This is a genomic window from Candidatus Regiella insecticola LSR1 (assembly GCF_000143625.1).
Taxonomy (GTDB): Bacteria; Pseudomonadota; Gammaproteobacteria; order Enterobacterales; family Enterobacteriaceae; genus Regiella; species Regiella insecticola.
Genome location: NZ_GL379590.1, coordinates 113576 through 137034, shown reverse-complemented (window position 1 = coordinate 137034; position 23459 = coordinate 113576). Strand labels below are relative to the sequence as shown.

Sequence of the window (23459 nt, the reverse complement as noted above, 5' to 3'; positions counted from 1 at the left end):
TCATTGGATATATAGGCTCTGAGAAGTCTACTGTATTAAAAAGCATGTTGATACGGTAAAATTCCGGCGCTCAACATCTTATGAGTACCTAGGCTATAGTCATTATTGAAGCCACGTAAGCTAATATTAAAGGATATACGCTCGTCATACTTACTATTATTATTATTTTTTCCATCCCAACCCATAATTTTTCGCTCATATCCTATGTTAGCCGCCCAACAACAGGTAGTGTATTGCAAACCTACTAACTCGCTGGCCGATTGCTTGGCTTTGGTATCATAGTAATAGGCGCCGACGATAGCCCAACGATCAGCTAACGGCCAGCCGGCGACAATCCCTGCTTGTGAAATACCTTGCTGATAGCCTGGATTTTTCACATTGGGTACAGAAGCCTGAATATATTCAGGGCTAGCATAGCGATAATTGAACTGCAGTACTCGCTCAGCGTCAGGGCGATATTCCATGATTCCATTGCTTTGCGTTAAATGTCCCAAGCGCGTGTCATACTGTGTTCCTCCTCTTAAACCCCAGTTATCAGTTATACGCCAATAACTCTCACCTACCCATACTGAACTTCCGGTATCACTATCTTTATTGATCGGAGTGGCACTCTCTATACGAGAGGGGCTTAAATGATAAATTTGACCAATGGAAACGTTGAAACGTTCCACTAAATTATCGTCAAAAATGCGGGAAGTTAAACCACTGGTAATTTTATTGGCTGAAGCGATGCGATCTAAGCCGCTATAGCCTCGATTATGGAACAATCCGGCATAATCATTTTGCAATAAAGTGGTGTCATAAAAGTAAATATTATCCTGATTATGATAGGGAACATAAAGATATTGTATGCGTGGCTCTAACGTTTGTGTAAAACGACTTTTCCAGTCCATCGGTCGATCAAAAACCAGTTTTCCGTCGACCTGAAATTGGGGCATTACCCGGCTAACAGACTGTTCTAATTTTGGTGTATTTACCGGGATATCCTGTTGGTAATGAGTCAGCATCAGTTTAGTTTCAGTGCTGACACTGCCCCAGCTATTGGCCAGTGGCAGATGGAGGGTTGGTTCAATATGGAAGCGTTTGGTTTTAGGATTTTTAGCATTAACACTGGTAAATTTTGCTATTTGACCATAGGTATGAAAATCGAAAGACCCTAGATTATTCTTATAATAATTTATGTCTATTTGAGGCTGAGCACGATAAGCGTTTTGATTGCCTCCGGTAGTGAATATTTGGAATTGTTTAGAAGACAGTGTCATATTCCAGTTTTTCTGCATATAGCCGGCGCTGAATATTTGTGTTGCATAACCATCGGTGGTAGAGCCGTAGGGCGAGCTAAGATCGCTAAAATATTTTGTATCACTGGTCTTGGTATAATTGACATTAAAACGCCATACTTTATCCATAACACCTGAGTGTTTCCAATTATATAACCAGCGCGTGTTGCTATCGTTAACACCGGTAGCAAGATAAGCGTTATCATTTGGCAACCATTCCAGTGCCATAGTCCCGCTTCCTGGAGCTAATAAGTAACGAAATTCATTTTGCCATTGCACCCCGCGTTTGTGTAGATAGCGAGTGGTGATGGTGGCATCAAAATTAGGCGCAATATTCCAATAATAAGGCTGTGTGAATTCAAAATAATTATTGCTAGTATAAGCGGCATTAGGGATCAAAAAACCGGAACGTCGCTTATCTCCTGTCGGTAATTGTAAATAGGGGCTATAGAACACAGGTACTGAGCCAATTTTAAAACGAGCATGCCATATTTTAGCAAGCTGTTCTTTTTTATCATGAATGATATGAGCGCCTTGAATGCTCCAACTGTTATCGGTAGGAAGACAGGAAGTGAAGGTGCCATTTTCTAAAATGGTATAGCGTTCTTCACCACGTAATTTCATCAGATCTGCGTCACCACGGCCTTGTTTGTCCATCATTTGATACTGGCCTTTAGTGATATTGGTATCTTTGGTATTTAAGTTAGACCAACCTTTTGGTCCTTTTAACGTGATCGCTGGATCTTCATAGTTGACATTACCTGTGGCTGTTACTGTACGTTCGGGAAGGCTGTGCTGGTTTTCTTGTGTCTGATAGAGATCAACGTGATTAGCGGTCAGCCTACTGTTGCCTTGCTCAACAGTCACATTGCCGATAAATCGAGCGTTATTAGGATAGTGAGCCACCGTTTTATCCGCTTGAACATTCACAGGGAGCTGATTGATATCGCCGCTCACCAACGGTTTATTGTATCTAGGGACGCCGAGCATACATTGTTCAGCAAGGTCGGCCAATGCATGCCTACTAGTGAATGCTGACCAGATCAAAGTAGCGAGCAGTATTGAAGACTTTTTTTTCATATTTTACTCATCATCCTTGCACTAGGGTTAAATTTGGCCATTTTTTGTCGCTTTTGTCGTTATACCCTTCGTCTTTTAAGCTGCGGCCAGGGCGTGAGACCCGATGAGCGTAGACTACTACGTGATTCGGCGAACACTCGCAGCCAACATCAAAGGCGAAGGGTATAGGTTATCAACGAGATGCCGAGTATGATAATGGAAATTTTGGCTTAGAGCATAATGAATATGAGGAGCCTATGCCGCATTGGGGAAAACTGCTCGGTCTGATATTAGGATTAATGTCTGGTATTGGTTTCTGGGGGATATTATTGGGATTACTTGTTGGCCATACGGTGGATAAAGCCAGAAATGCTGGGCGTAGTGGCTTTTTCACCAGTCAACAAGTACGACAATCACTCTTTTTTCGTTGCACTTTTCAAGTGATGGGGCATGTAAGTAAAGCTAAAGGGCGGGTGACTGAGCTTGATATTCAGCTAGCCAATCAGTTGATGGAACGGATGCAACTGCACGGTGAAGCACGTATAGCCGCACAACGTGCTTTCCGTGAAGGTAAAGAAAGTCAATTTCTGTTACGAGAAAAGTTGCAAGAATTACGTCGTATTTGTTTTGGGCGTTTTGATTTAATCAGAATATTTTTAGAAATTCAGTTTCAGGCTGCTTTTTCAGATGGTTTTCTTCATCCTAGTGAACGGAAGGTATTAAAGACTATTGCTGAAGAGCTGGGAATTTCTTCTGCTCAGTTTGAGCAATTGATTAATACAATGGAAGGAGGACGCCAATTTTATCATGAAGGGGGATGGCAATATCAAGGAGAAGGTAATCAAGGGGATCGACAAGGCAATTTCAGGCAAACGGCTCGAGAGCCTACATTAGCCGATGCTTGTAAAGTGCTAGGGGTAAAAAATAGCGATAACTATGTTGCTGTTAAACGGGCTTATAGAAAATTGATGAGCGAACATCATCCTGACAAACTCATCGCAAAAGGTTTACCTCCTGAAATGATGAGAATGGCAAAAGAAAAAACACAAGAAATTCAAGCTGCTTATAATTTAATCAAACGTGAAAAGGGATTTAAATAGGTGCTAAGCGTCTATACCCAATGAATTTCGAGTTACGGCAAGATGGCTTCAAAGGCGAGGGTATATTCGAAATCTTTTTTAGCGAAGCTCAATTGAGGTAACACTGTGGCTAAAGTCGCAAAACGGGTATTTGTCTGCAATGGATGTGGTACCGATTATCCACGTTGGCAAGGGCAGTGTAGCGCTTGTCATGCTTGGAATAATATCAGTGAAGTGCGGTTGGCAGAGGTTTCCTCTCCTGGCCGTCAACGTTTTGTCGGTTACGCTGGAAAATCAGGGATAAACCATAATCAGGTACAAAAACTCTCAGACATCGATCTTGCTGAACTTCCTCGTTTTTCTACTGGATTTCAAGAATTTGATCGAGTATTGGGCGGCGGAGTAGTACCAGGCAGTACTATTCTGATTGGAGGAAACCCTGGTGCGGGGAAAAGCACTCTGTTGTTACAAACACTGTGCCAGCTTGCCATCAATATGAAAACCCTTTATGTCACCGGCGAAGAATCGTTACAACAAATAGCCATGCGCGCTCACCGTCTTAATTTACCTACGGCAAATCTGAATTTGCTATCTGAAACCAGCATTGAACAAATTTGCTTAATTGCCGAGCACGAACAGCCAAAACTCATTGTTATCGATTCGATTCAAGTCATGCACATTTCAGATATTCAATCTTCACCGGGCAGTGTGGCACAAGTGCGTGAGACCGCGGCTTATCTAACCCGTTTTGCCAAGACACAGGGTATCGCTATTGTAATGGTAGGCCACGTTACTAAAGACGGCGCACTGGCTGGGCCTAAAGTACTAGAGCATTGTATTGATTGTTCAGTGATGCTCGATGGTGATAGTGATGCTCGCTTTCGTACGCTTCGCAGTCATAAAAATCGCTTTGGCGCGGTTAATGAATTAGGCGTTTTTGCCATGACAGAGCAGGGATTGCGTGAGGTGAATAATCCTTCTGCTATTTTCCTCCGTCGAGGAGATGAAATTACCGCCGGCAGCTCAATCATGGTCGTTTGGGAAGGCACTCGCCCGTTATTAGTTGAGATCCAGGCACTGGTCGATCAGTCCATGCTGGCTAATCCCCGCCGTGTCGCCGTAGGGTTAGAGCAAAATCGCCTAGCGATATTATTGGCAGTGTTGCATCGCCATGGTGGTTTACAAATGTCGAATCAAGATGTATTCGTCAATGTTGTCGGTGGGGTGAAAGTCACGGAAACCAGTGCCGATCTGGCTCTCTTGCTGGCCTTAATTTCTAGTTTAAAAGATCGTCCATTGCCAAAAGATTTGGTGGTATTTGGCGAGGTAGGTTTGGCAGGAGAAATTCGCCCAGTACCCAATGGACAAGAACGGATCTCGGAAGCTGCCAAACACGGTTTTAAGCGCGCCATCGTGCCTTACGCTAATATTCCCAAAAAAGAAGTAGCCAATATGAAGGTATTTGGCATGAAAAAATTGGCAGATACACTGTCCTTATTAGAGGATTTATATACCCAATGAATTTCGAGTTACGGCAAGGCAGCAATCAATCGAATCGGTACATGACGGAGGATGAGTGATCGCTGCCAACGCCGCCGTAACTTGAAAGGCACCGATCATTAGACCTCTTTCGAAACCCTAGTTCGTATACGCAGTAGGTTTCTATTATATGGAGTCGCTATGAATCAGGAAAAGCTCTACACCGAGAAAGAACTGAGCTGGTTATCTTTTAATGAACGAGTGCTTCAGGAAGCGGCTGATCACAGCAACCCTTTGATTGAACGAATGCGTTATCTTGGCATTTATTCCAACAATCTGGACGAGTTTTATAAAGTGCGTTTTGCTGAGTTAAAAAAGCGCATTTTAATCAGCAAAGAACAGGGTTCGCGTATAGCCTCTCGCCATTTATTGAAAAAAATTCAGGCCAAAGTCGTTCAAGCTGAGCAGGCATTTGATAATTTGTATAACGATCTATTGTTAGAAATGGCGCGTAAGCACATATTTTTGGTTAATGAACGACAAATTTCAGAAAATCAACAAACCTGGTTGCGGCAATATTTTAAGCACGCTTTACGTCAACATGTCACGCCGATTCTGATTAATCAAGACACAAAATTAGTCCGATTTTTAAAGGATGACTCTACTTATTTGGCGATTGAAATAATTAAAGGGCAACAGACGGAATACGCACTGCTAGAAATCCCAGCAGACAAGGTGCCCCGTTTTGTGAAGTTACCACCAGAGGCCCCGCGGCGACGCAAGCCGATTATTTTACTCGATAACATCTTGCGTTATTGTCTTGACGAAATTTTTAAAGGATTTTTCGATTACGATAAATTAAACGCCTATTCGATGAAAATGACGCGCGATGCGGAATATGATTTGGTTACTGAAATGGAATCCAGCCTATTAGAACTGATGTCATCGAGTCTAAAAAAGCGCCTAACGGCAGAGCCGGTACGCTTTGTTTATCAAAAAGATATGCCGAATGAGATGATGAAATCACTGTGTGAAAATTTAGCGATTTCCAATTATGACTCGGTGATTGCAGGGGGACGTTACCACAACTTGAAAGATTTTATGTGTTTTCCCAATATCGGCAAAAGTAACCTGCTTTATCCCCCGATGCCTTGTTTACGGCATAATCGATTTAATCAATTTCGCAATACTTTTGATGCTATTCGTGAAAAAGACGTGTTGTTGTATTACCCCTATCATACTTTTGAACATGTATTAGAACTACTGCATGAAGCTTCATTTGACCCTAATGTCATTGCGATTAAAATCAATATTTATCGCGTGGCTAAAGATTCACGCATTATTGACTCGATGATCTATGCCGCCCATAACGGTAAAAAAGTGACGGTCGTGGTTGAACTACAAGCGCGTTTTGATGAAGAAGCCAATATCTATTGGGCGAAAAGCCTAACGGCAGCGGGGGTACACGTTATATTCTCTGCTCCTGGCTTAAAAATTCATGCCAAACTATTTTTGATATCTCGCCGTGAAGATAAAAAAATTATCAGATATGCCCATATTGGTACCGGTAACTTCAACGAAAAAACCGCCCGGCTTTATACCGATTATTCTTTACTAACGGCGGATGCGCGTATTACTAATGAAGTGCGTCGTGTCTTTAGTTTTATAGAAAATCCTTATCGGCCGGTGATATTTGATCATCTAATTGTTTCACCACAAAATTCGCGGTCAAAATTATATCAATTGATCGATCAAGAAATTTCTCATGCTAAAAAGGGTCAAAATGCTGCCATTAAATTAAAAATCAATAATTTAGTTGATAATGGCCTGATCGATAAATTATACGAGGCATCGCAGGCGGGTGTGAAAGTTTGCTTACTGATACGTGGAATATGTTCATTGGTACCTAATGTACCGGGTGTCAGTGAAAATATTCAAGCGATCAGTATTGTGGATCGTTTTTTAGAACATGACCGTGTCTACGTATTTGAAAATAAAGGTAACACCTTGGTTTATTTATCATCAGCGGACTGGATGACCCGAAATATTGATTATCGTATTGAGGTGGCGGTGCCTTTGTTCGATTTATGGCTAAAGCAAAGAGTATTGGCTATTTTAGACCTACTTTTTAGCGACACCGTGAGAGCACGTTATCTTGATAAAGAAATGAGCAATCGTTATGTACCTCGTGGCAATAAACGAAAAATACGTGCCCAAATGGCGATTTATGATTATTTAAAAGCGTTGGAGCAAAGAGAGTTGTAAGAGTCTGTTCGAAATTATATTTAAACTAATACATATTATTATAATACTGAATTGATGCTTTACCGGTTTATGATGAAGCCTTCACCAGGAGAGAGGAGTAAAAATGTTAGATATTGAGGAGCTTTCACGATTACAGTTTGCCTTAACCGCCATGTACCATTTCCTTTTTATTCCTTTAACGCTGGGGTTGGCGTTTTTACTGGCCATCATGGAAACCGTTTATGTGTTATCCGGCAAGCAAATCTATATAGTGTCGTCATGAAATTTTGAGCCATAGAGCAAGGCATCGTATTTGTACAGCAGCGAGAAAAGAGGAGGTATTTTTTGCATAACGAGTAGCAATACCTCGCCAGCGCTTTAGGTGCAGAAAAGCATTTTCCACGAGATGTCGATGCTTGTAGAGCGCTTTATCGTACTCACGTTGAATTTTACGATTCTTTTTAGGTGGTATTACGATTTGCATGCCGGCTTCTTCTGCTTTTTTAATGATGTTATCACTGTCATAGCCCTTGTCAGCCAACAGATATTCTGCTGCAATACCTTTGGTTAAATTCGTTGCTTGCTGACAATCTGCTGTGGTACCTGATGTAATAAAAATTCTGACCGGCATACCATGCGCATCCACGGCCAGATGTATCTTACTGTTGAGCCCCCTTTTGTGCGCTCCATATCCTGATTACCGCCTTTTGCGCCTGCTGCATGAGGGTGAACTTTGCTATGAGTGGCATCAATCATCAGCCATTCAAAATCTGGCTCCACAATCAGCGCTTCGAGCAGAGACTCCCATAGCCCCTTGTCACGCCAGCGGCAAAACCGGCGATGAGTATTTTTCCAACCGCCATAATCAGGCGGTAAATCACGCCAGGGAGCGCCGGTTCTCAATATCCAGAAAACAGCATTAATAAACTGCCTGTTATCTCTGGCTATGCCACCCCAAGTGCCTTTTCTCCCCGGGATATGAGCTTCCAATAGGCTCCAAACATGATCGGATATATCGTGGCGGCGATGGGCTAAATTCATTCCCGAATCATCTTTCATTATTGAATCATCTCAACAGTTGTCGTTATTTGTTACATGATAATATATTTTTTATTACGTGACGACACTATATAAGGATATGACGAAATTTTGGGGTAAATTATTCGCGATTAATTTTGCTTTAGGCGTCGCGACAGGGTTAACCATGGAGTTCCAATTTGGCACCAATTGGTCTTATTTCTCACATTACGTCGGCGATATTTTTGGTGTGCCTTTAGCGATTGAAGGCTTAATGGCGTTTTTTCTTGAATCGACTTTTGTGGGACTATTTTTGTTTGGTTGGGATCGTTTAAACAAATATCAGCATTTGGCGGCGACCTGGCTGGTCGCTTTAGGCTCTAACTTTTCGGCATTATGGATCCTCATTGCCAATGGTTGGATGCAAAATCCAATCGCCTCTGATTTCAACTTTGAAACCATGCGGATGGAAATGCTCAGTTTTTCTGAACTGGTGTTTAATCCGGTTGCTCAAGTGAAATTTGTCCACACCGTTGCGGCAGGTTATGTGACTGGTGCCATGTTTGTATTGGCGATCAGTTCTTATTATTTATTAAAAGGCCGTGATATCCCCTTTGCCAAACGTTCCTTTGCCATCGCTGCTAGCTTTGGTATAGCAGCTACGCTATCAGTTATTGTTTTAGGCGATGAATCGGGTTATGAGATGGGGGATGTACAAAAAACAAAACTAGCCGCCATTGAAGCCGAATGGGAAACCCAGCCCCCTTCACGCTATTTGCCATCCCAAATCAAGAAAAAATGGAAAATGCTTTTAGCCTGCAAATTCCTTATCTCCTTGGTTTAATTGCGACCCGCTCAGTGGATAAGCCGGTGCTGGGTTTGCGTGAATTGATGTTGCAACATGAAAAACGTATTCGTAACGGTATGCAAGCTTATCATTTGCTTGAGACATTACGCGCCGGAGAGACTGATCCGGCAATACGTCAAGCATTTAATGAAACGAAAAAAGATTTGGGGTACGGTCTATTGTTGAAACAATATGCGCCAAATGTCATCGATGCCAGTGAAGAACAGATTCAACTGGCCACTAAAAATTCGATTCCACCTGTTTTGCCACTCTATTTTGGTTTTCGCATTATGGTCGCTTGTGGGTTACTCATTTTATTGGTTATGGGTGCTTCTTTTTATTGTGTGGTGCGAGACAAAATTGGAGAGAAAAAATGGGTGCATTGGGCGGCACTGTACGCGCTGCCGCTACCTTGGATTGCCGTGGAAGCCGGTTGGTTTGTTTCTGAATATGGTCGTCAACCTTGGGCGATTGGTGAAGTTTTGCCGACCGCAATGGCGCATTCTTCGTTGAATGCCAGCGATATTTGGTTTTCTATGGCGCTCATTTGCGGTCTATATACTTTGTTTTTAATAGTGGAAATGTATCTGATGTTTAAATTTGCTCGCTTAGGGCCGAGTAGCTTGAAAACGGGGCGTTATCATTTTGAATACCCGCCTGAAAAAAGCAGTTCGGTTTCGGTAATATAAAGCACAGTAAGAGCCGCTAGGAGTCTATTTTATGTTGTTTGATTATGAAGTATTGCGTTTTGCTTGGTGGCTGCTGATTGGGGTGCTACTCATCGGTTTTGCTGTTACCGATGGATTCGATATCGGCGTGGGAATTTTACTGCGCATTATCGGTAAAACTGATGTTGAGCGCCGTATTATGATCAATTCGATTGCTCCTCACTGGGAAGGCAATCAAGTTTGGTTGGTTACTGCCGGTGGTGCTTTATTTGCTGCTTGGCCGATGGTCTATGCGGCGGCGTTTTCGGGTTTTTACATTACAATGATGTTGGTATTAGCTGCGCTGTTCTTTCGTCCCGTGGGTTTTGATTACCGCGCAAAACTTGATCATCCTAGATGGCGTAATCTATGGGATTGGGGGATTGTCGTGGGTAGCTTAGTTCCAGCGGTGGTGTTTGGCGTGATTTTTGGCAACTTATTGCAAGGGGTTCCCTTTTATATCGATAGTTATCTTCGTTTATTTTATACCGGTGATTTTTTTCAATTGCTCAATCCTTTTGGTTTATTAGCTGGCGTGGTGAGTTTAGCTATGTTAGTGACTCAAGGGGCGACTTACTTGCAGATGCGGACTCGAGGTGAATTGTATTTGCGTTCCTGTCAGGCGGCGCAGATTTCGGCTTTAATAATGTCTATCGCCTTTTTATTGGCCGGGATATGGCTGATAGTGGGCATTGATGGTTTTGTTATTACTTCGGTAGTGAATACCAGCGCTGCCTCTAATCCATTAGACCTCTTCGGAAACTAGCATTCATATAAGAATTTTGGTAAAACACTCCTGAACAAGGAGCCGCCATGAAATATGAAGTAATAAAAGTACTGGAAGAGGAAAAATTTCGTCGCTTAACGGGTGTTAAACGCAGTACATTTGAAAAGATGATAAAGATATTGAATGAAGCAGATAAGAGTAAGCAAGGGAAGGGAGGTCGGAAACCCAAGCGGGGTTTAGAAGAGCGCTTATTAATGGCACTGGAGTATATACGAGAATATCGCACTTATTTTCATGTCAGCCAAAGCTATGGCGTGAGTGAGAGCACATGCTATGAAACGATTAAATGGATAGAGAATACGCTAATAAAGCATCCTGATTTTGCCCTACCTGGACGCAAAGCTGTATTAAAAAGGGATAGGGAGTATGAGCTGGTTCTTATTGATGCCACAGAAACGCCGATTGAACGTCCCCAAAAAAACAAAAGCCGTTTTACTCAGGAAAAAAGAAACGACACACCTTAAAAACACAAGTGCTCGTTGATAAAAAAAGTAAAGCAGTCATCTGTACAAGCTTTACGAATGGGAGGCGCCATGATTTTAGGTTGTTTAAGGAGTCTGGTGTGCGAATACATCCTGACATCAAAACAGTTACCGATACAGGTTACCAAGGGCTTGGCAAGATTCATTCAAACTCGGCGTTGCCTAAGAAAAAGACAAAGAAAAATCCCTTAACAAAAGAAGATAAACGCAACAATCGTGCGTTATCAAGCCAGCGTGTATTAAACGAACATGTCATTGGTATGATTAAAAGATTTAAAATTGTATCAGACCGTTATCGAAACAGGCGAAAACGTTTTGGATTAAGATTTAATCTGATTGCTGCAATTTATAACATGGAAATTAGATAAATGATAGTTTCCGAAGAGGTCTAATGTGATCTGCCACGCCTAACCTAAAAAATAATTGTTTCAATGCTTGCTCAATCTTTTGATGATGACGATCACTTTCTATCCGTGTCTGGCAATCATCCAGTTGGCTTATCCGATAGTCCAATGCAACCGATGAACTTAAGGTGTGATCGCTCGATAAATCAAATCAGACAGTACACAGAGCCTCTCCGATGTGTTTTTTGCAGGTAAATGAAGTTGGTCACCACTACGACCGGTAATACTGCGAATTGGCTTAAACACGCCAGTGTCATCACCGGCTTCAATAACATCATCCAGCAAATAGCGAATGATCGGTTGAGTACGTCGACGAAAGTCAGTGATGATGGGGGAATAATGTGTTTTCTCTGGTGTTAACCAATAGGGTTCAACATGAACCATATCTTCATTCCAACGCAAGATCCCATCTGCGTGTGTACAAGCGAGAAAGCCTTCAGTACACTGATAAACTTCATGGATCGGACAGGAAAAATGGATTGCTAGCGTTTTTCTGTCTGAAGGGGTTAACACCTCAGCACTGGATATCACCAATTGGGGCCGTAAAGACAAGTGTTGACTGGCACATAACTGCAGAGCTTGAGCACTTCCAACTAGCACGGTAGGGCGGAAATTTTCCAGGCTTGATAACCACTGAGAAGGCGGTTGTGTCACGTCAACATAGTAAAATTGCACCGATCCTTGATTTATGGTTTGGTACAGCGGACTATTGGCTCGCAATAGTAATGCAATACGATGCTTGCCACGCAGTTGAGGCAGCATGCGCCCGAGCATCCGTCCGGCCCATTCCAGTGATTCTGCTTTGGAGACCCCAAAAAACCCCCGCTGACCCGAAGTCCCCGAAGACAGGCCAACGGTGATCCCATTAATCTGGGATTGACTAAAATTACGGGTCTGCTCCGCTTGACAAGCCACCGCAAAAAGCTTTTCACGATCAAGGCCGCACGTATTGAGTTGATTAAAATTTTCCATCATTTTAGCTTTCGACATCAATGGAAAATCTGCCAGCGCCCATCCCTGATAATCATAATAAAAGGGGGAATGGCGACAAACCCACGTCAAATGGCTTTTGATTTGTTTTTCCTGCCATTGACGCAATTGTTCAGGTGAATGAAAACGTCGAAAACGAGACTGCAACAGATGTTGCAATATTTTTAATTTATGCAGAGGATTATTCATACTTTGCGTTATAACGCCCCCTCATGGCACAACCGGATATCCACGTTACCATTAAGGTAAAGCTGATTAAGCCGTTTTAGTGTCTGGTAATAGTCACCTGGGTTATCCATCAATAGATTAGTCATGCGCGAAGGCCCCCGCATTTCCTGATAGTTTAATGGCGTCCACGCGGCATCACTCGCTAATAACGTCCAACCTTGTTCCGTCAAAATAAAAGCACCAATATGACCTGCAGCATGGCCTGGCAGAGGAACCAGAATAATTTCTCTCGCGCTATCAGGGAGCAGATACCCCTGCTCAAAAGGTGCCAGTACCGCAGGTAACCTTGTTTTAGGAAACGCCTCAATAAACTGTAATCTGGATTCAAAATTTTCAGGGATTAATCCGGGGATAAAAGCGCGTCTTAGTGCTGCCATCCCACGTAAATGCCGGGTCTGCTGCCACCCTTCACCAGAGCAGATGACAGGCAATTGATTGAAATCACGCAATCCAGCAATATGGTCACCGTGAAAATGAGAAATAATCAACCCGTTAAACTCTTTTTCAGCTATACCTAATACTGTCAGCTGATTGATCAAACTTTCTTGTCGATTAAAATGAACCGGCGTCATTTTTCTATAAATTTGAAATATTCCGTATTTTGTTTGCTCAATAAAGTGGTCTGCATAACCGGTATCCCATAGCCAATAGCGATTTCCTACCGCGAGAAAATAGGCGCGCGCCAGAAATTTTCTGATACCAAAACCAGCCCCACGCAATACCATACAGCCAGGGTGTGAGCAATAACCGACTTCAAAGGTAGTGATCTGAGCCATTCATCTCATCCTTTAGCGCTTTTCCTGTCAATTCAATCGCCTGATTCATTGAATAGCCGGGGTGATATCCCAACTCTCCGATGGCTTTGGTTTGGCTCAGGGTCATATCAAAATGAGTCGTCCCGGCAATATAACGGGTTAATTTTGGCGCTTTACCGGTAAAATAAGCCAATAGCTCCATACCACTGGCTAGCGCATACAATAATGGGTAGGAAATAGATCGGATCTGAAAATGTATCCCCATTTGTTGACTGAATAATTGCTGTAACATGTCGGCAAGATAAAGCGGCTGATGGTTGGTGATGTTGAATGCCGCTCCAGAAGTGAGCTGTTTATTTTGGCTGGCAATATTCATGGCATGAACCACATTCAATACAAAAGTAACATCGACATAAACATGACCTGCCCGCGGCAAATACAATACGCCATTATTACTTTTTAGCTGTGAAAGGATACGAGGTAAAAGGACTCGGTCATGTGCCCCAAATATCCCACGTGGTCGCAAGATAATGTAGGTCGTTCCTGGATAATCTGGCAGTATTTGTCTAATACGCTGCTCCGCAATAAATTTGCTTTCCGCGTAGTGGTTAACAAATTTTTTTGGGCGATAATTTTCTTCTATGTCGTGATGGCGCTGAAAATCGAAATAAATTGAGGGGGTCGATATATGTATGAATCGTTTTACTCGCTCTTTACCGGCGGCTTTCGCCAGTTTTTCTGTTGCCACCACATTAGCTGCATAAAATGAGACGCGGCTTCCCCAAGGGGAAGATTTTGCTGCACAATGCCAAACGATGTCGCATCCTTTGACTAAATGACGACATTGTTCAGCGGTTGCTGTCGCCAAATCCAACGAGGTAAACTTAGCGCCTAACTTACTGAGCTGTTGTCCAGCGAAAGTATCTCTCCCACTGGCATGAACTTGGTGCCCTTCTTGTAATAACCACTCCACTGCATTTCTTCCTAATCCACTGGTGGCGCCCGTAACCAGTATTTTCATGGTAGCAACACCATGCCCCCCAGAGAAAGACCCGCCGCAGTACCAAATAGCACTACTAGGGCTTTATCAAGGCCTGCATGTCTTTGTGCAGGTGTGACAAATTCAATGGCACTGTGGCGATGTTCTTGATTATACCAGTGCACCACGTGTTCGACCCATGCGCGGGCGTCTTGCAGGTTGTCAAAAGGGTTAACCGGGTACTCAGGGCGATATTTTAGCGTCTTGAAGGCCGATTCAGAATAGGGATTGTCGTTGCTCACGGAGCAGGGCGGGATCCCACTTTAATTTGAACTCTATGTAGGCAGAATGATCATAAGAGTATTTGTCCTAATGAATATCTAACCATGAGCATTTTAAAGCAATTAGCCCTGATTCCTGACCCGCGTAAAGATATCAATATTAAGCACCAATTGATCGATGTGATTTTCTTAGTTTTTGCCGCGGTGTTAAGTGGAGCCTCGGGATGGAAATCAATCCAGGATTTTGGCGAAGCTCAGCTCGATTGGCTAAAAAAGTATGGCACTTATCAAAACGGCATCCCCCGCCGCCATTGCATTGCTAACATTATCAATGCATTAGATACGGATTTACTGATTCAAACCTTGCTATCCCCCAGTGTCAGTCTAGTTGTCGCCTCTAATTTTCGTTAATGGGAACTAATAAAGAGGCGATATAATCATGGAAAAACCGACGTATTCGGAAGAGTTTAAAGAGCAGGCGCTGTGTAAGGTTTATCATCGGAATGGGCGTACAATGAAAGCCATTGCGGATGAACTTAACGTGCCGCCGAGGAAGCTAAGAAGTTGTTTAGCAGAAAGTGAACTCGCCTCTTGGTGCAGGGGGCAGGGTATTTTTGTTCATCACCTGAAGCAATGGCGCGCGGATTTTTGTGACCCGAAGCGAACACAACGCAGTAAGAGGAAAAATGATTATTCCCGAACAGCGCCAGTCTATTATGATGTGGATTACTGAATCAACGCAGGCCGGAGCGCGGCAACAACAGGCTTGTCTCCTGATTGGGCTAAGCACGCGAACCCTACAGCGCTGGCAGAAAGCTATCGAGCAAGTGGATGGCCGAACGCGCCGAACAGCGCCGCCGCCCCACAAACTCTCACCCTGTGAGCGGGCTAAGCTACTGGAAATAACCTCTTCGGCCAAATTTGCTCATTTACCCCCGAGTCAAATTGTGCCGATGTTGGCTGATGAAGGGCTCTATTTCGCCTCCGAATCCACTTTTTATCGCGTATTGCGGGACGCCAGGCAACTGAAGCATCGACGAGCAGAACGCCCGGCAAAACCACGTTTTAAGCCTCGGGCACTCTGTGCCACCGCGCCCAACCAGCTCTACAGTTGGGATATCACTTATCTCCCCAGCCGTATTAAAGGCCAGTATTTTTACCTCTACCTTTTCCTCGATATTTTTAGCCGTAAGATTGTCGGTTGGCAGGTATATGCTGAAGAAAGTGCCCAGCATGCCAGTGATATGATCAAAGATATTTGTCAGCGTGAGGGGATTTTGCCCGGTCAAGTCACCCTACACTCCGACAACGGCAGCCCGATGAAAGGCGCTATCCTGTTGTTTACGCTCGAAACATTGGGAATAGCGACTTCGTTGAGTCGACCCTCCCTGAGCAACGACAATCCCTATTCTGAATCGGCCTTCAAGACGCTAAAATATCGCCCTGAGTACCCGGTTAACCCTTTTGACAACCTGCAAGACGCCCGCGCATGGGTCGAACACGTGGTGCACTGGTATAATCAAGAACATCGCCACAGTGCCATTGAATTTGTCACACCTGCACAAAGACATGCAGGCCTTGATAAAGCCCTATTAGCTCAGCGTAACACAGTGTATGAAAAGGCACGCGCTGCAAACCCTACACGCTGGGCAGGTCAAATCCGTCAGTGGCCGTATGTGAAAGAAGTCCATTTAAATCCACAAAAATCCAGAGAAAAAAAGGTGAAACCAGACGCCAGAAAAGCAGCCTAGGATTTTACATCCTGGGCGACAACTACATTGACAATTACCGATAGTCTGCATTATCGAAAGTTTTCATGCCCTCAGTGTGCCGCCTATCGGGCGCGGGAGCATGTGAACAGCGTTGTGTGGGGAGTGGGACAGAGAAAGGAACTACATGTTGAACTGTGAACATCGATGACAAAAAAGATCATTTGATGTAAGATGTCTGATGATTGATGCTATCTACGGGAGAAAATATGCGAACTACACTTGCTATTGATGATGATATCCTTGCGGCAGCTAAGGGGCTAGCAGCTAGACAAAATAAGAGTTTGGGGGCAGTGATTTCATCACTGGCTAGACAAGCATTACATGTACCGAGTCATCCTAAACGTAATGGTATTCCGCTGTTGTTAGTACGTAGTGATGGAATGTTAGTGACACCAGAGTTAGTAAACCAATTACGTGATGAGTTGCCATAAATGATATTTTTACTCGATGTTAATGTGTTAATAGCACTGGTTGATCCCGCCCATATTCAACATGATGCTGCACATACTTGGTTTGAAAAACAAGGACAAGATTGGGCTACCTGCCCATTAACCCAAAATGGTGTGCTACGTATTGTGGGGCATGGACGGTATCCAAATTCACCCGGCACACCTGCTGCGGTGGCAGAATTGATGACAACGTTGTGCTCATTGCCCGGTCATTGTTTTTGGCCAGACGACATTAGTTTATTGGATACTGAAAAACTGGATGCAACACGCTTACTCACTTCGGCTCAACTGACTGATAGTTATCTTTTAGCACTAGCTTGTGCTCACAACGGACAACTTGCTACTTTTGATCGACGTTTGGAGACAGATGCTGTACATAATGGTGCACGGAGTTTGCATCTCATTCCAGCAACTACCTGCTATTGAGATACAACATTCCTAATTCACCAAATGCATCAACGCCATATCAGTGATCCTTTCAATATCCTTATCAGTCAACCCCAGTAGCGGACGGCGTTCATAGCGTACGGTGACACCGTTGCGCGCGACTTTATCCCGTAGGCCATAATGATGCACCCGTGCTACGGGTGTGACAGGGCGCGCAAAACTCACTGTGGCTTCCTCTGCGCTATTGTTATGCTTTAAAAAGCGGGCGGTGCGTAATTGGCTAAACATCTTGCGTTTAATGCGTCCGTGTTTATCACGGCGTTTTTGCTTGCGCGGCGCAAACGGGGTGCCATCGGGCGCCTGTTGTGCTTGGATACGCTGCTTTTGCCTCTGCCGTAATTGTTTGGCTATCTGGCGGGTGAAGGCTTTTCGGAGTGCCGGAGATAATTGTTTCAGCAGGTGGGCGAGCGCTTGGCTCAGTGGATCACCGGGCTTTAGCGTTGTCATGGTGCCACTTTTTCTTTTTTGATAAAGCGTTCATAGTGAAGGTCAGTGGTATCCGGATCCGGCGGTTCATCCTTGTGGGTGACCTGTAACATCCCCTGTTGTTCTTTGACGATCACCCGTTCAGTCAGTTTGAGATTGATACTGATATCACGCAGGCTGTGATTGATATGATCGGCTTCAAAAGTGAAGCTCTCTGCACGTTTATGGCTTAGGTGTTATAAATTGACGTACAATATCGAAATGATTTATTGACCTATAAATACCAAAATGACTTATCCCTTAAAATTTCGTCAACATGTATTGGCTTTCAAAAAGAAAGAAGCCCTCACTTATGCTGAAACCGCCGACCGTTTTGGTGTAGGAAGTGCCAGTTTGATGCGATGGGCGAAACGCCTGGAGCCTTGTTTGACGCGTAATAAACCCGCTACCAAAATAAACAGAGCGGCGTTGATTCTGGATGTGGAAACCTACCCTGACGCGTCTCAGCACGAGCGGGCGCCACGGATGGGTGTGAGTGCCAGGGGTATCTGTGATGCCTTAAAGCGGGCGGGTTTTAGCTATAAAAAAAACATTTTATCCCCCCAAAGCCGACGTCCAAGCTCGAAAAGATTTTCAGACTAAGCTCCAGGGCTAACGTGGATGAAAGCGGTTTTGCTCATGATATGCCGCGTCTTTATGGTTATTCAGTGAAAGGGAAGCGCTGTTACGGCCAACACGATTGCCATGCCAAAGCACGTACTAATGTCATTGGTGCACAGCTTAACGGAAAATTAACTACGGTTTGTACCTTCGACTGCCATATCAACAGCGATATTTTTTATGCCTGGGTCACCCAAAGATTTACTGCCAAAATCCCCTCCAGGGGCAGTCCTTGTGATGGATAATGTGCGCTTCCATAAACGCCAAGACATCCAGGCTGCTATACAGAAAGCTGGCTTTATTCTCGAATATCTCCCCACGTATTCTCCTGACATGAATCCCATTGAGCACAAATGGGCTCAAGCTAAAGCCCTTCGCAGAAAGCGACTATGTGATATCGATACCTTGTTTTCTGACCCTTTATTTTAAATCAATTCATACCGCATAAGCCATAGTGATTGGCCATACTGTCCGGCTGATGGCGGCGTAACCAGTAGACCTCTTCGGAAACTAGCATTCATATAAGAATTTTGGTAAAACACTCCTGAACAAGGAGCCGCCATGAAATATGAAGTAATAAAAGTACTGGAAGAGGAAAAATTTCGTCGCTTAACGGGTGTTAAACGCAGTACATTTGAAAAGATGATAAAGATATTGAATGAAGCAGATAAGAGTAAGCAAGGGAAAGGAGGTCGGAAACCCAAGCGGGGTTTAGAAGAGCGCTTATTAATGGCACTGGAGTATATACGAGAATATCGCACTTATTTTCATGTCAGCCAAAGCTATGGCGTGAGTGAGAGCACATGCTATGAAACGATTAAATGGATAGAGAATACGCTAATAAAGCATCCTGATTTTGCCCTACCTGGACGCAAAGCTGTATTAAAAAGGGATAGGGAGTATGAGCTGGTTCTTATTGATGCCATAGAAACGCCGATTGAACGTCCCCAAAAAAACAAAAGCCGTTTTACTCAGGAAAAAAGAAACGACACACCTTAAAAACACAAGTGCTCGTTGATAAAAAAAGTAAAGCAGTCATCTGTACAAGCTTTACGAATGGGAGGCGCCATGATTTTAGGTTGTTTAAGGAGTCTGGTGTGCGAATACATCCTGACATCAAAACAGTTACCGATACAGGTTACCAAGGGCTTGGCAAGATTCATTCAAACTCGGCGTTGCCTAAGAAAAAGACAAAGAAAAATCCCTTAACAAAAGAAGATAAACGCAACAATCGTGCGTTATCAAGCCAGCGTGTATTAAACGAACATGTCATTGGTATGATTAAAAGATTTAAAATTGTATCAGACCGTTATCGAAACAGGCGAAAACGTTTTGGATTAAGATTTAATCTGATTGCTGCAATTTATAACATGGAAATTAGATAAATGATAGTTTCCGAAGAGGTCTAATGTAGCGGCTTGTATATCCCCTTCGCCTTTGAAGTTGCCGCTAGGCGCCCAGGGGGTGAGACCGATGAGTGTAGAGATACTACCTGATGAGGCGAATACCCGCCGCCAATAATGCGGCGGCTTCAAAGGCGAAGGGGATATATGCAGGCGACGGAACATGCCGGTGGGGTGGTATCAGCCAACCCCTTTATATCAGAAGAATACTTCTTTGAGCTTCATGATCGCGCAGACATCAGGGTGCATATGTGCCGTTTTTCGCCGGAGCAATATGAAGATGATCTGTTTCATCGATTCGGCATCCACTGTCCTGATCAGATATCCAGAGCGGTACCCAAGCGCCGAATGGAATATCTTGCAGGCCGATATTCAGCCAAGGCCACGCTCCAAGCGTTCCCGGTGGAAACATCCCAAGTGATCATTGGGGCGAACAGGTGTCCCGTCTTTCCGTCCCCGTTGATGGGGTCTATCTACCACAGCCGCAATGTTGCCTGCTGTTCGGTCAGTCAGTCTGACGGCATTACCGCTCTGGGTGTTGATATCGAGCATTTTATCGCCGGGGAGCAGGTGATCGACATCGGTGACAGCGTCATCAACGATGATGAGTCTCGCCTTCTTATCTCCTTCACATACCCTTATAATCAGCTTTTTACCGCGGTATTTTCTGCCAAGGAAAGCCTTTTCAAGGCGCTCTATCCCCAGGCGGGCTTCTATTTTGGCTTCGATTATGCGGCATTGAGACATCTAGAGCCGGATAACCATATTATGGTTTTCGAGCTGACCAAGCCGATCTCAAAAGCGTTTCCGAAAGGAAAAATGATTTTTACCAGATATTATTTTATGGCGGATAAGGTTTTCACTTTGGTAGCAGTCTAAATCTCTACTATGCTTACCCACATGGCGCCTTTACCTGCTGCATGACGCGCCAATTGGATTAATTTCCCACAGCTTTTATCAATACGATAAACGACGATGTGATCGGACTGTTGCCCTGCGGCAATCAAAAAATCACCATTAGAATCAATATTGAATCCACGCGGCTGAGCTTCTGTTCGCTGATGCCCGATTAATGTAATAACAGTTCCATCGTTGGAAACAGTAAAAATCGCCAATAAGCTGGTGGTGCGATCACTAATATAGAGATAACGCCCATCCGGTGTGATATGAATATCCGCTGCCCAACAGGTATCAGAGAAATTAGCAGGCAAGGCATTAATTGTTTGGATCAAAGTATATTGTTTAGCATCATCGCTGTATTGATATACATCCACCGTACTATTAAGTTCATTCACACAATAACTCACAGGATGTTTAGGATGGAATGCCATATGACGCGGCCCCGCTCCTTTTGCCGTAATGAGTTCTTTCTGCAAATGCGGTGTCAATTCACCATCAGGCGTTAAATTAAACAGTTTTATCTTATCTTCTGTTAAACAAGGCACTAATAGTAGTTGGTTAGTGGGAACTTGATTCACTGAATGAGGTGTCTTTAAGTTATTCAGTTGTTGAGTCCAGTCTTTGACCATCCCGTTGTTATCTATTGGGCTAACGCTGACGCAATTGCCGCTGTAAGAGGCCGAAAACAAAAACTTCCCCGCTAGATCAGTTGAAATATGTGTTGGACTAGCAGGCAGTGCAGCTCTAGCCAACGGTTGTAACTTACCATCGGCAGCAATACGATAAGTGATTATGGCAAAATCGGGTCGTACACCAATATACAGGTGAGTTTTATTCGGATTGATAACCATCGGTTGTACTTGACCGTTTACTTTTTCAGTTTGTAGCCAAGTTAATTTTCCACAGCTATCTAATTGCCACACATCAATTTGTTGGCTATTTGGGCTTGCTACGTATACGACTTGTTTCATCAATCACTCCTTGGGGTTTATTCGAAATCTCTTATGCTCCTGATACATTTGTCAAAATATTGACTTATTTTTTGACGACAGAAAATCCATTATTTTTGAAAATCGTACTGGCTGTTGGGCTTTTCAGATAAGCGTAGAAAGCATTGACGTTAGGATTATCATGACCATTGATAATGGCCATGGGGTATTCAATTGGCTTATGGCTTTGATCGGGAAAGACGCCAACTACTCTGACTCTATCGGTGGTGATTGCATCGGAACCATAAACAATACCCAATGGTACTTTTGCTAATTCTACTAACGCCAATGTGGCGCGTACGTTATTGGTGCGCACTATTTTTTGCTCAAGCATTGGCCAGGCTTCCCAGTATTCCAATGCTTGTTTTGCATAAATTCCAGCAGGAACATGATCAAAATCACCTAACGCCAATAACCCTCCATCCAATAAATTTTTCCAATTGGTCTGTTTATCAATAGCTACGTTATAAATATTATTGTCTATTGGTGCTACCAATACTAATTCATTACTTAATAATGTATAACGGCTAGCAGCGATAATTGATTCTTTTTCAGCAAGATAATCCATAGACTGTTGATCAGCCGAAATAAATAAATCTGCTAAGGTTTCCTCCTCTGCTATTTTTTTAGCCAGCTTGAAAGAGGAATCATACAATACGACAACCTCTATCTGTGTTTCCATTTGGTATTGTTTGCTAATATCCTTTAATGCGTTAGTCAATGAAACAGCAGCAAACACTGTAATTTTTCCCTCTGCTATAGCAGGAACGCCCCATGCGTAGGCAAGAGCAATGCCTAGGATCCATTTAGCCCACGGATATTTCATCCCTTTCCCCTTCATAGAAAACATCGTTATTTCAACAAAAGACTTCCCGCATAACTCACCTTGTGGTGCGAATGTTAGCTTACGCGGTGCTCACATTAGACCTCTTCGGAAACTATCATTTATCTAATTTCCATATTATAAATTGCAGCAATCAGATTAAATCTTAATCCAAAACGTTTTCGCCTGTTTCGATAACGGTCTGATACAATTTTAAATCTTTTAATCATACCAATGACATGTTCGTTTAATACACGCTGGCTTGATAACGCACGATTGTTGCGTTTATCTTCTTTTGTTAAGGGATTTTTCTTTGTCTTTTTCTTAGGCAACGCCGAGTTTGAATGAATCTTGCCAAGCCCTTGGTAACCTGTATCGGTAACTGTTTTGATGTCAGGATGTATTCGCACACCAGACTCCTTAAACAACCTAAAATCATGGCGCCTCCCATTCGTAAAGCTTGTACAGATGACTGCTTTACTTTTTTTATCAACGAGCACTTGTGTTTTTAAGGTGTGTCGTTTCTTTTTTCCTGAGTAAAACGGCTTTTGTTTTTTTGGGGACGTTCAATCGGCGTTTCTGTGGCATCAATAAGAACCAGCTCATACTCCCTATCCCTTTTTAATACAGCTTTGCGTCCAGGTAGGGCAAAATCAGGATGCTTTATTAGCGTATTCTCTATCCATTTAATCGTTTCATAGCATGTGCTCTCACTCACGCCATAGCTTTGGCTGACATGAAAATAAGTGCGATATTCTCGTATATACTCCAGTGCCATTAATAAGCGCTCTTCTAAACCCCGCTTGGGTTTCCGACCTCCTTTCCCTTGCTTACTCTTATCTGCTTCATTCAATATCTTTATCATCTTTTCAAATGTACTGCGTTTAACACCCGTTAAGCGACGAAATTTTTCCTCTTCCAGTACTTTTATTACTTCATATTTCATGGCGGCTCCTTGTTCAGGAGTGTTTT

General features: G+C 43.4%; 24 protein-coding genes and 6 pseudogenes. 18 read left to right on the top strand and 12 right to left on the bottom strand.

Going from position 1 to position 23459, the window contains the following annotated elements; translation table 11 throughout:
* Positions 1–35: 35 nt before the first annotated feature.
* Positions 36–2360, bottom strand: coding sequence for an LPS assembly protein LptD (gene lptD, locus REG_RS04235; protein WP_006704595.1), 2325 nt, complete (start codon positions 2358–2360; stop codon positions 36–38).
* Positions 2361–2393: 33 nt separating this feature from the next.
* Here lptD and REG_RS14115 point away from each other — a divergent pair, with 33 nt between their 5' ends.
* The 5 genes and pseudogenes from REG_RS14115 to REG_RS11135 all read left to right on the top strand — a co-directional run.
* Positions 2394–2528 carry a hypothetical protein gene (locus tag REG_RS14115; RefSeq protein WP_260200195.1) on the top strand — a complete coding sequence of 45 codons (135 nt, stop codon included), beginning with the start codon at positions 2394–2396 and terminating at the stop codon, positions 2526–2528.
* A gap of 68 nt (positions 2529–2596) precedes the next feature.
* Positions 2597–3439, top strand: coding sequence for a co-chaperone DjlA (gene djlA / locus REG_RS04230; protein ID WP_006704594.1), 843 nt, complete (start codon positions 2597–2599; stop codon positions 3437–3439).
* Positions 3440–3544: 105 nt separating this feature from the next.
* The gene (radA, locus tag REG_RS04225) at positions 3545–4939 is read left to right on the top strand and encodes a DNA repair protein RadA (protein WP_006704593.1); all 1395 of its coding nucleotides are present in this window, start codon (positions 3545–3547) and stop codon (positions 4937–4939) included.
* Between the two features lie 159 nt (positions 4940–5098).
* Positions 5099–7162 (top strand): polyphosphate kinase 1, encoded by a 2064-nt coding sequence (gene ppk1 / locus REG_RS04220; RefSeq protein ID WP_006704592.1) that lies wholly within the window; start codon positions 5099–5101, stop codon positions 7160–7162.
* Between the two features lie 103 nt (positions 7163–7265).
* Positions 7266–7409 (top strand): annotated as a pseudogene (locus tag REG_RS11135) (cytochrome ubiquinol oxidase subunit I); the annotation flags it as partial.
* Positions 7410–7418: 9 nt separating this feature from the next.
* On the opposite strand, the gene REG_RS11970 reads toward REG_RS11135, so the two are convergent.
* A protein-coding gene (locus REG_RS11970) for an IS5 family transposase (protein ID WP_407078952.1) occupies positions 7419–8182 on the bottom strand; the annotation gives its coding sequence in 2 pieces (ribosomal slippage) (positions 7419–7822 and positions 7822–8182; 765 coding nt in all).
* Between the two features lie 85 nt (positions 8183–8267).
* Between REG_RS11970 and REG_RS04205 the strand changes: the two are divergent.
* The 3 genes and pseudogenes from REG_RS04205 to REG_RS11965 all read left to right on the top strand — a co-directional run.
* Positions 8268–9694, top strand: a pseudogene (locus REG_RS04205) (cytochrome ubiquinol oxidase subunit I); the annotation flags it as partial.
* Between the two features lie 34 nt (positions 9695–9728).
* Positions 9729–10460: pseudogene (cydB, locus tag REG_RS04200) on the top strand (cytochrome d ubiquinol oxidase subunit II); the annotation flags it as partial.
* 65 nt (positions 10461–10525) lie between these two features.
* Positions 10526–11349, top strand: a protein-coding gene (locus tag REG_RS11965) for an IS5-like element ISRein1 family transposase (protein ID WP_260200023.1) whose coding sequence is annotated in 2 segments (ribosomal slippage) — positions 10526–10913 and positions 10913–11349 — 825 coding nt in all. Because the reading frame shifts where the segments join, the coding sequence is not laid out codon by codon here.
* On the opposite strand, the gene REG_RS13140 is transcribed toward REG_RS11965, so the two are convergent.
* The 5 genes and pseudogenes from REG_RS13140 to REG_RS04170 form a co-directional block, all read right to left on the bottom strand.
* Positions 11342–11494, bottom strand: coding sequence for a hypothetical protein (locus REG_RS13140; RefSeq protein WP_176603423.1), 153 nt, complete (start codon positions 11492–11494; stop codon positions 11342–11344). The two genes, REG_RS11965 and REG_RS13140, sit on opposite strands and share 8 nt — an antisense overlap.
* 14 nt (positions 11495–11508) lie before the next feature.
* Positions 11509–12564 (bottom strand): F390 synthetase-related protein, encoded by a 1056-nt coding sequence (locus REG_RS04185; protein WP_087943376.1) that lies wholly within the window; start codon positions 12562–12564, stop codon positions 11509–11511.
* An 8-nt stretch (positions 12565–12572) separates the two neighbouring features.
* Positions 12573–13379: an MBL fold metallo-hydrolase gene (locus REG_RS04180; RefSeq protein ID WP_006704588.1), complete on the bottom strand. Its 807-nt coding sequence runs from the start codon at positions 13377–13379 to the stop codon at positions 12573–12575.
* Positions 13357–14379, bottom strand: a complete 1023-nt coding sequence (locus REG_RS04175; protein ID WP_006704587.1) for an NAD-dependent epimerase/dehydratase family protein — start codon at positions 14377–14379, stop codon at positions 13357–13359. The genes REG_RS04180 and REG_RS04175 overlap by 23 nt, the downstream gene beginning before the upstream one ends.
* 53 nt (positions 14380–14432) lie before the next feature.
* Positions 14433–14639 (bottom strand): annotated as a pseudogene (locus REG_RS04170) (integrase core domain-containing protein); the annotation flags it as partial.
* Between the two features lie 84 nt (positions 14640–14723).
* Between REG_RS04170 and REG_RS04165 the strand changes: the two are divergent.
* From REG_RS04165 to REG_RS04150, 5 genes and pseudogenes are all read left to right on the top strand, one after another.
* Positions 14724–14984: pseudogene (locus REG_RS04165) on the top strand (transposase family protein); the annotation flags it as partial.
* A gap of 73 nt (positions 14985–15057) precedes the next feature.
* Positions 15058–15351, top strand: coding sequence for a hypothetical protein (locus tag REG_RS11960; protein WP_006704759.1), 294 nt, complete (start codon positions 15058–15060; stop codon positions 15349–15351).
* Positions 15305–16369, top strand: a complete 1065-nt coding sequence (locus tag REG_RS04160) for an IS3 family transposase (RefSeq protein ID WP_039907267.1) — start codon at positions 15305–15307, stop codon at positions 16367–16369. Before REG_RS11960 ends, REG_RS04160 begins: the two co-directional genes overlap by 47 nt.
* Before the next feature lie 227 nt (positions 16370–16596).
* Positions 16597–16821, top strand: coding sequence for a hypothetical protein (locus REG_RS04155; protein WP_039907266.1), 225 nt, complete (start codon positions 16597–16599; stop codon positions 16819–16821).
* Positions 16822–17265, top strand: coding sequence for a TA system VapC family ribonuclease toxin (locus REG_RS04150; protein WP_006704584.1), 444 nt, complete (start codon positions 16822–16824; stop codon positions 17263–17265).
* Between the two features lie 12 nt (positions 17266–17277).
* Here the strand turns inward: REG_RS04150 and REG_RS04145 are convergent, their stop codons facing one another.
* Both REG_RS04145 and REG_RS11955 read right to left on the bottom strand, forming a co-directional pair.
* Positions 17278–17733 (bottom strand): phage virion morphogenesis protein, encoded by a 456-nt coding sequence (locus REG_RS04145; protein ID WP_006704583.1) that lies wholly within the window; start codon positions 17731–17733, stop codon positions 17278–17280.
* Positions 17730–17924 (bottom strand): annotated as a pseudogene (locus tag REG_RS11955) (phage tail protein); the annotation flags it as partial. The pseudogene REG_RS11955 and the gene REG_RS04145, both read right to left, overlap by 4 nt.
* Before the next feature lie 76 nt (positions 17925–18000).
* Here REG_RS11955 and REG_RS04140 point away from each other — a divergent pair.
* The 5 genes from REG_RS04140 (at position 18001) to REG_RS04120 (ending at position 20654) form a co-directional block, all read left to right on the top strand.
* Positions 18001–18354: an IS630 transposase-related protein gene (locus REG_RS04140; protein WP_006704355.1), complete on the top strand. Its 354-nt coding sequence runs from the start codon at positions 18001–18003 to the stop codon at positions 18352–18354.
* Positions 18355–18368: 14 nt separating this feature from the next.
* Entirely contained in the window at positions 18369–18617 is a 249-nt protein-coding gene (locus tag REG_RS14110) for a transposase (RefSeq protein ID WP_260200036.1), read from the top strand.
* On the top strand, positions 18610–18801 hold the full coding sequence (locus REG_RS14105) for a transposase (RefSeq protein WP_260200071.1): 192 nt from the start codon (positions 18610–18612) through the stop codon (positions 18799–18801). Before REG_RS14110 ends, REG_RS14105 begins: the two co-directional genes overlap by 8 nt.
* A 132-nt stretch (positions 18802–18933) precedes the next feature.
* Positions 18934–19757 (top strand): IS5-like element ISRein1 family transposase gene (locus REG_RS11950; protein ID WP_260200193.1). Its coding sequence is split into 2 segments (ribosomal slippage): positions 18934–19321 and positions 19321–19757, totalling 825 coding nucleotides; the frame shifts between segments, so codons are not numbered across the junction.
* A gap of 165 nt (positions 19758–19922) precedes the next feature.
* Positions 19923–20654 carry a 4'-phosphopantetheinyl transferase family protein gene (locus REG_RS04120; RefSeq protein ID WP_050749314.1) on the top strand — a complete coding sequence of 244 codons (732 nt, stop codon included), beginning with the start codon at positions 19923–19925 and terminating at the stop codon, positions 20652–20654.
* Here the strand turns inward: REG_RS04120 and pgl are convergent.
* The 3 genes from pgl to REG_RS11945 all read right to left on the bottom strand — a co-directional run bounded on the left by pgl (position 20651) and on the right by REG_RS11945 (position 23433).
* The gene (gene pgl, locus REG_RS04115) at positions 20651–21646 is read right to left on the bottom strand and encodes a 6-phosphogluconolactonase (protein ID WP_039907264.1); all 996 of its coding nucleotides are present in this window, start codon (positions 21644–21646) and stop codon (positions 20651–20653) included. The two genes, REG_RS04120 and pgl, sit on opposite strands and share 4 nt — an antisense overlap.
* Before the next feature lie 64 nt (positions 21647–21710).
* Positions 21711–22490, bottom strand: coding sequence for a molybdate ABC transporter substrate-binding protein (gene modA / locus REG_RS04110; protein ID WP_039907262.1), 780 nt, complete (start codon positions 22488–22490; stop codon positions 21711–21713).
* A gap of 119 nt (positions 22491–22609) precedes the next feature.
* Positions 22610–23433, bottom strand: a protein-coding gene (locus REG_RS11945; RefSeq protein WP_260200023.1) for an IS5-like element ISRein1 family transposase whose coding sequence is annotated in 2 segments (ribosomal slippage) — positions 22610–23046 and positions 23046–23433 — 825 coding nt in all. Because the reading frame shifts where the segments join, the coding sequence is not laid out codon by codon here.
* Positions 23434–23459: the final 26 nt, after the last annotated feature.